Annotated in this window: 6 protein-coding genes and 3 pseudogenes; 5 read left to right on the top strand and 4 right to left on the bottom strand. The window is 69.0% G+C overall.

The genetic code is table 11. From position 1 onward, the window contains the following. A pseudogene (gene glpA, locus GJ632_RS17060) lies at positions 1-1,499 on the bottom strand (anaerobic glycerol-3-phosphate dehydrogenase subunit GlpA); the annotation flags it as partial. Between the two features lie 348 nt (positions 1,500-1,847). Between glpA and GJ632_RS17055 the strand changes: the two are divergent. Further along, a pseudogene (locus tag GJ632_RS17055) lies at positions 1,848-3,024 on the top strand (Cdc6/Cdc18 family protein). 32 nt (positions 3,025-3,056) lie between these two features. Next, the gene (locus GJ632_RS17050) at positions 3,057-3,734 is read left to right on the top strand and encodes an HAD-IIB family hydrolase (protein WP_089806879.1); all 678 of its coding nucleotides are present in this window, start codon (positions 3,057-3,059) and stop codon (positions 3,732-3,734) included. A 41-nt stretch (positions 3,735-3,775) separates the two neighbouring features. On the opposite strand, the gene cutA is transcribed toward GJ632_RS17050, so the two are convergent. Further along, positions 3,776-4,090: a divalent-cation tolerance protein CutA gene (gene cutA, locus GJ632_RS17045; protein ID WP_343161230.1), complete on the bottom strand. Its 315-nt coding sequence runs from the start codon at positions 4,088-4,090 to the stop codon at positions 3,776-3,778. Between the two features lie 17 nt (positions 4,091-4,107). Further along, entirely contained in the window at positions 4,108-4,332 is a 225-nt protein-coding gene (locus GJ632_RS26050; RefSeq protein WP_191453577.1) for an HEWD family protein, read from the bottom strand. 77 nt (positions 4,333-4,409) lie between these two features. Between GJ632_RS26050 and GJ632_RS17035 the strand changes: the two genes are divergently transcribed. Next, positions 4,410-4,967, top strand: a complete 558-nt coding sequence (locus GJ632_RS17035; protein WP_191453576.1) for a class I SAM-dependent methyltransferase — start codon at positions 4,410-4,412, stop codon at positions 4,965-4,967. A 107-nt stretch (positions 4,968-5,074) separates the two neighbouring features. Next, positions 5,075-5,230: a rubrerythrin-like domain-containing protein gene (locus tag GJ632_RS17030; protein ID WP_191453575.1), complete on the top strand. Its 156-nt coding sequence runs from the start codon at positions 5,075-5,077 to the stop codon at positions 5,228-5,230. A 70-nt stretch (positions 5,231-5,300) separates the two neighbouring features. Here the strand turns inward: GJ632_RS17030 and GJ632_RS17025 are convergent, their stop codons facing one another. Then, positions 5,301-6,335: a DUF368 domain-containing protein gene (locus tag GJ632_RS17025; RefSeq protein ID WP_191453574.1), complete on the bottom strand. Its 1,035-nt coding sequence runs from the start codon at positions 6,333-6,335 to the stop codon at positions 5,301-5,303. Between the two features lie 150 nt (positions 6,336-6,485). Here GJ632_RS17025 and GJ632_RS17020 point away from each other — a divergent pair. Next, positions 6,486-7,435: pseudogene (locus tag GJ632_RS17020) on the top strand (nucleotide sugar dehydrogenase); the annotation flags it as partial.

Raw genomic sequence — 7,435 nt, 5'->3', positions numbered from 1 at the left:
CGACTCGCGGACGACGAGTTCGCTGTGGTCCTCGAACAGTTCGTTGGCCATCCGGTGACAGCAGAACGCGCCCTGACAGTTGCCCATCGAGGCGCGGGTGCGGATGCGGACGCCGTTCAGGTCGGTGCCGGAGTGGTCCATCGCGTCGTGAATCTCCGCGCGCGTGACGGCCTCGCACTCGCAGACGACCGGGTTCGGCCGGTTCCAGTCGCCGAGGACGTCGTCGGTGCGGGAGCCGAGTCGCTGGGCGCTCCGGCGGCCGACCGGGGAGCGAATCCCGAACTCGTCCATCCAGTCGCGGAGGACGGAGAAGTCGTCGGAGCCGGGGAGCGGAACCTCTGCGGTCCGGCAGTCGGCCTCGACGCCGACCTTCTCGCAGACGTGGTCGGATATCTTCTCGGCCATCATGCGGTAGGTGGTCAGCTTTCCGCCGACGATGGAGGACATCCCGGGCAGGTCGTCCCGGTCGCGTGGTCGAGGAGGAAGAAGTCACGCGTGATGTCCGTCGGGTCCTCCGTCCCCGTCCCCGGCGGTTCGTACAGGGGTCGGACGCCCCAGAACGAGCGAATCGTCCGGGCGTCCGCCAGCATCGGGACGAGTTCCGACAGCGTGTCTATCATCAGGTCGACCTCCCACCCCTCCTCGGGGTAGTCCTCGGGGTCTTCGACCTCCTCGTCGGTCGTCCCGAGGATGCACGTCGTCTCGTGGGGGACGACGATGTCGGCGTCGCCCTTCGGCCGACACCGGTTGATGACGGTGTCGACCTGGCGGACGTTCATGATGGTCATGACGCCCTTCGAGGGGCGGACGGCCACCTCGACGCCGGCCATCTCTCCGATCTGGCCGGCCCACGCCCCCGTCGCGTTCACGACGTAGTCGGCGTACATCTTCTCGTGCGTGCCCGGTTCGCCCTGCGCGATGCCGAGGTGGGTGTCCCCGTGGAGCACCTCGACGCCGACGACTTCGCCGTCCTCGACGAGGACGTCCACGACTTCGGCGTGCGGTTCGACGCGCGCGCCGTGGTCGATGGCGTCCGCCGCGTTGGCGACGCAGAGGCGGAACGGGTCGATGGCCGCGTCCGGGACCCGGATGGCCCGCTTGATGTCTTTGGCGAGGTACGGCTCCATCTCGCGGGCCTCCTCGGCGGAGAGCACCTCCGCGGGGATGCCGCACTCGCGACAGCCCTCCAACTTCTCCTCGAAGTACTCGTCGTCGTCCTCGGGCCGTTGGACGAACAGGCCGCCGGTCATCTCGACGCAGTGGCTGGCGATACGTCGCAGGACGCGGTTCTCCTCGATACACTCTCTGGCGGACGGCTGGTCCGACACGGCGTACCGTCCACCGCTGTGGAGGAGGCCGTGCATCCGGCCCGTCGTCCCGTGTGTCAGGTTCCCCTTCTCGACGAGGGTCACGTCGAGTCCGCGCATCGCGAGGTCGCGCGCGATGCCGCACCCGGTGGACCCGCCGCCGATGACGAGGACGCTCGGCGTTTCGGTCATCTCACTTTCGACAGGTGGGCCCGACAGCACTTTATTTTACCTCTCGTCCGGGACCGTCAGTAAATTAATTCTCCGCGACGTATTCACGACCCGAACCGGTTCGAGAAACACCGTTCAGACGCTCTCTGACGCGTACTCGACACGGTGGGTGCTCGAACGCCGCGAACATTCACGATAGTTATCGATAGTTACGCCCACTCTCAGCTCCGGCTGACTCTACCGGTCGGTGATAGAATTGGAGTCGCTGCGAGTCGGTCACGCGCCCGAAATCGGCCGGCTCTCGGACCGCTCGATACCGGGAGTTTTTATCGCTCCTCGGCGAAGCAGCCACCAGCCGCCGACTCGACGATGAGACTCACCGACCGAATCGACAGGCGACGGCGACGCGGCGACGGAACGCGCCGCCTCGTTCGCGACCTCTCTGCGCTGGACCCCACGTCCCACCTCGCGGAACCGGTGGGTCGCGGGGCGACGCTCGAACGCCTGCTCGACCGACTCGACCCGGCCTTCGACGGCCGTCTGCCCGATAACCTCTGCGTCGTCGGGCCGAAGGGGGCGGGCAAGTCGGCCGTCGTCACCGCGCTGTTCGACCACCTCGACGCCACGACGCCGTCCCGCGGGGGGACCATCGGGACGACGACGCGCGCGGCGGCCCCGCCGACCGTTGAGTTCGCCGCCGTCGACGCGCGCGCGGCCGACTCCGAGTTCGCCCTCCTGCGCGCCGTCCTCGCCGAAGTCGTCGCCGCCGACGTGCCCGAGCAGGGTGTCGGTACCGCCACCCTCCGTGACCGACTCCGCGCCGAACTCGACCGGTCGCGCCGTCTCGTCGTCGCCGTCGACCACGTCGGCGAGTCGCGGACGGTGTCGCTCGACACGCTCGACTCGGCGTTCGAGTCGGTGGCGGGGTCGCTCTCCTACGTCGCCGTCGGCCGCGAGTTCTCCGACGCATCGGTGGAGACGGTCGAGGTGCCGCGTTACGACCGACACGCGTTGGCCGACGTGCTGACCGCCCGCGCGTCCGACGGCCTCGCCCGCGACGCCATCGACCACGAGACGGTGAGCCGGGTGGCCACGTGGGCCGACGGCGACGCGCACGACGGCCTCGCGGCCCTGTTCGGCGCGTCCGTCGCCGCCGCGGGGGAGGACGCGACGCACGTCAACGCCGAGTACGTCGGCGGGCGGGGCGCGAGGCGGTCCCTCGGGGCGGGTGTTCGCTCGCCCGCGTCCTCGCCCTCCCGGCGAGTCGCCGCCGCGTCCTCGCCGTCCTCGCGTCGCTGGACCCCGCCGACCGGCCGTCCGTCACCGCCGCCGCCGACGCGTCGCCGCGGACCCCTCGGTGGACCTCTCGGCGGCGACGGTGAAGCGCGTCCTCTACGAACTCGCCGAAGACGGCGTCCTCCGGCGCGTCGAGACGGGACGCGACGACGACGGCCCCGGGCGACCGCCGACGCGGCCCGAGGCGAACTTCTCGACGGTGGTCTTCGAGCGACTCGGCGGCGACGGAGCGAATCGCCTCGGGCGGTGATTCTTTCTCTCCGTGCGCCGAAGCGCGGTCACATGGACTCCGACGCTCCGCCCCTCGTCCTCGACATCGACGGGACGCTCACCGACGACCCCGGCGCACTCGACCCGCGCGCGTTCGACGTCCTCCCCGAGTGGCCCGCGCCCGTCGTCCTCGCGACGGGGAAGGCGTTCCCGTACCCCGTCAGTCTCTGTCACTACCTCGGCATCGACAAGAACGTCGTCGCCGAGAACGGCGGCGTCGTCCTCGCCGACGAGACGGTGACGTACACCGGCGACAGAGAGCGCGCACAGGCCGTCGCCGACGAGTTCGTCGCCCGCGGTGGCGACTTGGGCTGGGGGGCGTTCGACGAGACCAACTACTGGCGGGAGACCGAGATAGCGGTGAACCGCTCGGCCGACGAGGAACTGCTCCGCGAGGTGGCCACCGAGTTCGAGATGGAGGTCATCGACACGGGCTACGCCTACCACGTGAAGACGCCCGGCGTCGAGAAGGGCGTCGGCTTCGAGCGTCTCTGCGAGACGCTGTCGATGGACCCGACCGAGTTCGTCGCCGTCGGCGACAGCGTGAACGACGCCTCGACGTTCGGCGTCGTCGGCCGGTCGTTCGCCGTCGCCAACGCCGACGAGGCGGCGACGGCCGCGGCCGACGAGGTGCTGACTGAGTCGTACATGGACGGCACGCTGTCGGTGCTGGAACGCCTCCGGGAGTAGGGGATTTCGGGTCCCGGACCCTCGGTCCCGGTCCGGCGTCGTCAGTCTCGACCCGGCGTCGTCTCGTCTTCGACCCACGACGCGTACGCCGGCAGCACGTCGGCCTCGTCGAACCGTTCGATGCAGGGAACGTCGTGCGGGTGTTCCGCCTCGATTCGGTCGCGGAGGGCGTCGTACCGGTCGTCGGTCGTCTTCGCGAGGAGGATCATCTCGCGTTCCTCGTGCACCTCGCCCTCCCAGCGGTACACCGAGTCGCAGTCGACGCGGTTGACGCAGGCGGCGAGTCGGTCCGCGACGAGCGTTCGGGCGAGTTCGTCGGCGGCGTCCGGCGGCGCGGTGACGTAGACGGTGGGCACGGTCGGTCTCGGCCGTCTCAGGCCTCCGCGCCCTCGTCCTCGAACGGTGCGAACGTGCCGTTGATGTCCCACTCGTGGATGCAGTAGGGACTGCCGACCTGCCGGTCGCCGTCGTCCTCGGCCACGCGCCACGTCGTCTGCACCGCGTCCCAGCGTTCCACGCGACCGCACCGCTCGCAGGTCCGTCTCGTCGCGTGCGGAGTTTCGGATCGGTCATCGGTACGTACGACGACGACTCGCAGCGTTAAGTTTGCTGCTGCGGCAGGCCTCCGCTCGCCGGGGTCCGCAGATTTAGGTCGGCTCGTGGGAAACGGATCGTATGGGCTTTCACACGTTCGACGTGGACCGCGCGGAGAAACTCGACGACGAGGGGCGCTACCGGTTCTGCTCGCGCGAGGAACTGCTCTCGCGTCTGGACCCCCACGCGGACGCCGTCGTCGCCGACCTGGGAAGCGGGACGGGGTTCTACACCGACGACGTGGCGCCGCACGTGGGGACGTGCTACGCCGTGGACGTGCAGTCGGAGATGCACGAGTTCTACCGCGAGAAGGGCGCGCCCGACAGCGTGGAGTTCGTCACCGCCGACGTGTCGTCGCTGCCGTTCGAGGACGACGAACTCGACGCCGCGTTCTCGACGATGGTGTACCACGAGTACGCCACCGAGGCGGCGTTCGACGAACTCGCCCGCGTGGTTCGACCCGGCGGCCGCGTGGTCACCGTCGACTGGTCGAAGACCGGGACGGGGGAAGACGGCCCGCCGACGGACGAACGGTTCGGTCTGGGCGACGCCGTCTCCGCGTTCGAGACGCACGGGTTCGACGTGACCGAGGCGACGAACCGCAGAGAGACGTTCGTCTGCGTCGCGCGGAAAAGATAGGACGAACGTACGGAATTCTTCTCTTGTACTAGGACAATCTAGGTGTGAATATCGAATATAGTTGTATGAGGGCAACGCTTATGCGACGAGATGTGACAACCAATAACATGGTGCTGAATCACGCAGAAGTGGACCCCTATCGGACGACCGAGGGCTACTACGAGTGTCGCGACTGCGGCGCGCGCGTCTCCGGCACGTCGGTGACGACGTGCGAGGAGTGCGGGAGCGACGCCGTCTTCAACCTCTCGGTGCCGCGGGAGTAACTCCCGAGGGTTCGCTCGGTCGAACGGCCGGTCGTATCGCGCGTACCCGCTCGTAACGCGGGGCTACCGCTCAGTCGAGGCCGCCGCTCGTCGCCGCCTCGTCGCCCGTCTCCTCCTCTATCCGTTCGTCGTCTATCTCCGCGAGTCCCGCGTAGCGGTCCACGAGGAGGACGACGACTGCGCCGACGACGGCCGTCGCGGCGAAGACGCCGTACGCCTCCGTCGTCCAGACGCGGCCGAGTTCCGCCAGTTGCTCGCCCGTCTTGGCGATGGGCGCGCGGAGCGCGCCGACGATGAGTGCGACGAGGAACGCGAGCGTCGGTTCGCGGTAGTGCTCCAGCGCCCAGCGGACGGCGTGCGCGACAGTGAGCAGACCGACGACGGCGCCGAGCATGAACGCGACGACGACGACGCCGTTCTCCGCGACGGGCGCGAACGACCCGCCGACGACCAGTCCGAGGACGCCGTCGACGAACGACTTCAGCGCGCCGGTCATGTGTTCGTACTGCCCGAGGAGGATGAGCAACAGCGACCCCGAGATGCCGGGGAGAATCATCGCGCTGACGGCGATAGCGCCGGCGAGGACGGTGACGGGGAGACCCGTCCCGAACGACGCGGCGGCCTGCCCGGAGACGACGAACGCGAAGGCGAAGCCGGCGACGGCGGCGACGACTCGGGACGGCGTGTCGACTTCGACTTCCGAGAACAGCACCCACGCGGAGGCGGCGATGAGGCCGAAGAAGAAGCCGAACGTCGGCACCGGATAGGAGGTGATGCCGACGTGGACGACGCGGGTGATGCTGACGACGGCGACGGCGATGCCGCCGCCGAGGGCGACGAGGAACCCGACGTCCATCTCCTTCAGGGCCGCGACGGCCTCCGCGCGGCCGCCGGGGGTGACGCCGCGAAGCACGTCCACGATTCGACCGGGGGAGACGGCCGTGACGGCCGCGATGAGTCGTTCGTAGATTCCGGTCACCAAGGCGATGGTGCCGCCGGAGACGCCGGGGACGGCGTCGGCGGCGCCCATACAGATGCCTTTGAGGAAGACGACGACCCACGAGGCGGTGAGTTGCCCGCGAGCGTCCTCCGAGGGCTTCGACATGGAGGGTCGTTCGTCGTCAGGGTACTCCCGTGTTTCGCTCCGCGCGAGTGCGTGCGACTCGGCTGGCGTCGCTGGGAGTCGGCCGCGTCCGGTGTCAGCTTCCGAGACTGGGGCGAACGTTCAAACGCTCACGACGAGTGATAGCTGACAATGAAGCTCAGCATCATCGGGAGTGGGTACGTCGGCACGACCATCGCCGCGTGCTTCGCCGACCTGGGCCACGACGTGGTCAACGTCGACATCGACGAAGACGTCGTCGCGACGCTGAACGCCGGGCAGTCGCCCATCCACGAACCCGGTCTGGACGAACTCGTCGAACGGCACGCCGGGGACCGACTCCGCGCGACCACCGACTACGACGCCGTCCTCGACACGGACGCGACGTTTCTCGCCCTCTCGACGCCCTCCGACGACGACGGCCACATCGACCTCTCGGTGATGGAGGCGGCCACGAAGTCGCTGGGCGCGACGCTCGCGGAGAAGGACGGCTCCCACCTCGTCGTCACCAAGAGCACGGTGATTCCGACGACGACCGAGGAGGTCATCGCGCCCCTCCTCGAGGAGCACTCCGGCAAGACCGAAGGCGAAGGGTTCGACGTGGGGATGAACCCCGAGTTCCTGCGGGAGGGCAGCGCCGTCGACGACTTCCTCGACCCCGACAAGGTGGTCCTCGGTTCCCGGACCGACCGGGGGGCCGAGACGCTCCGAGAGATATTCGACCCCCTCCTCGAACGCGCGCCCGAGGCCGCACTCGTGGAGACGGGCATTCGCGAGGCGGAGATGATAAAGTACGCGAACAACGCCTTCCTCGCGGCGAAGATTTCGCTCGCCAACGACCTCGCCAACGTCTGCAAGGAGTACGGCGTCGACTCCTACGAGGTGCTCGACGCCATCGGTCTCGACTCCCGCATCGGCGCGGAGTTCCTCGCCGCGGGCGTCGGGTGGGGCGGCAGTTGCTTCCCGAGGACGTGGCGGCCATCGTCGCCGCGCCCGCGACGCGGGCTACGACCCGGCGATGCTCGAAGCCGCCGTCGAGGTGAACGACCGCCAGCCCGTCCGCATGCTCGACATCCTCCGCGAACGCGTCGACCCCGACGACC

Origin of the sequence: Halogeometricum sp. CBA1124 (assembly GCF_009741955.1) — an archaeon.
In the GTDB taxonomy this organism is placed as follows: Archaea; Halobacteriota; Halobacteria; order Halobacteriales; family Haloferacaceae; genus Halogeometricum; species Halogeometricum rufum.
This window is presented reverse-complemented; position numbering and strand designations above follow the sequence as displayed.

Excerpts from the sequence above, each read along its gene's own strand:
- GJ632_RS17050 (WP_089806879.1), top strand. The coding sequence starts at position 3,057 with ATGGACTCCGACGCTCCGCCCCTCGTCCTCGACATCGACGGGACGCTC.
- GJ632_RS17035 (WP_191453576.1), top strand. The coding sequence starts at position 4,410 with ATGGGCTTTCACACGTTCGACGTGGACCGCGCGGAGAAACTCGACGAC.
- GJ632_RS17030 (WP_191453575.1), top strand. The coding sequence starts at position 5,075 with ATGGTGCTGAATCACGCAGAAGTGGACCCCTATCGGACGACCGAGGGC.
- GJ632_RS17025 (WP_191453574.1), bottom strand. The coding sequence starts at position 6,335 with ATGTCGAAGCCCTCGGAGGACGCTCGCGGGCAACTCACCGCCTCGTGG.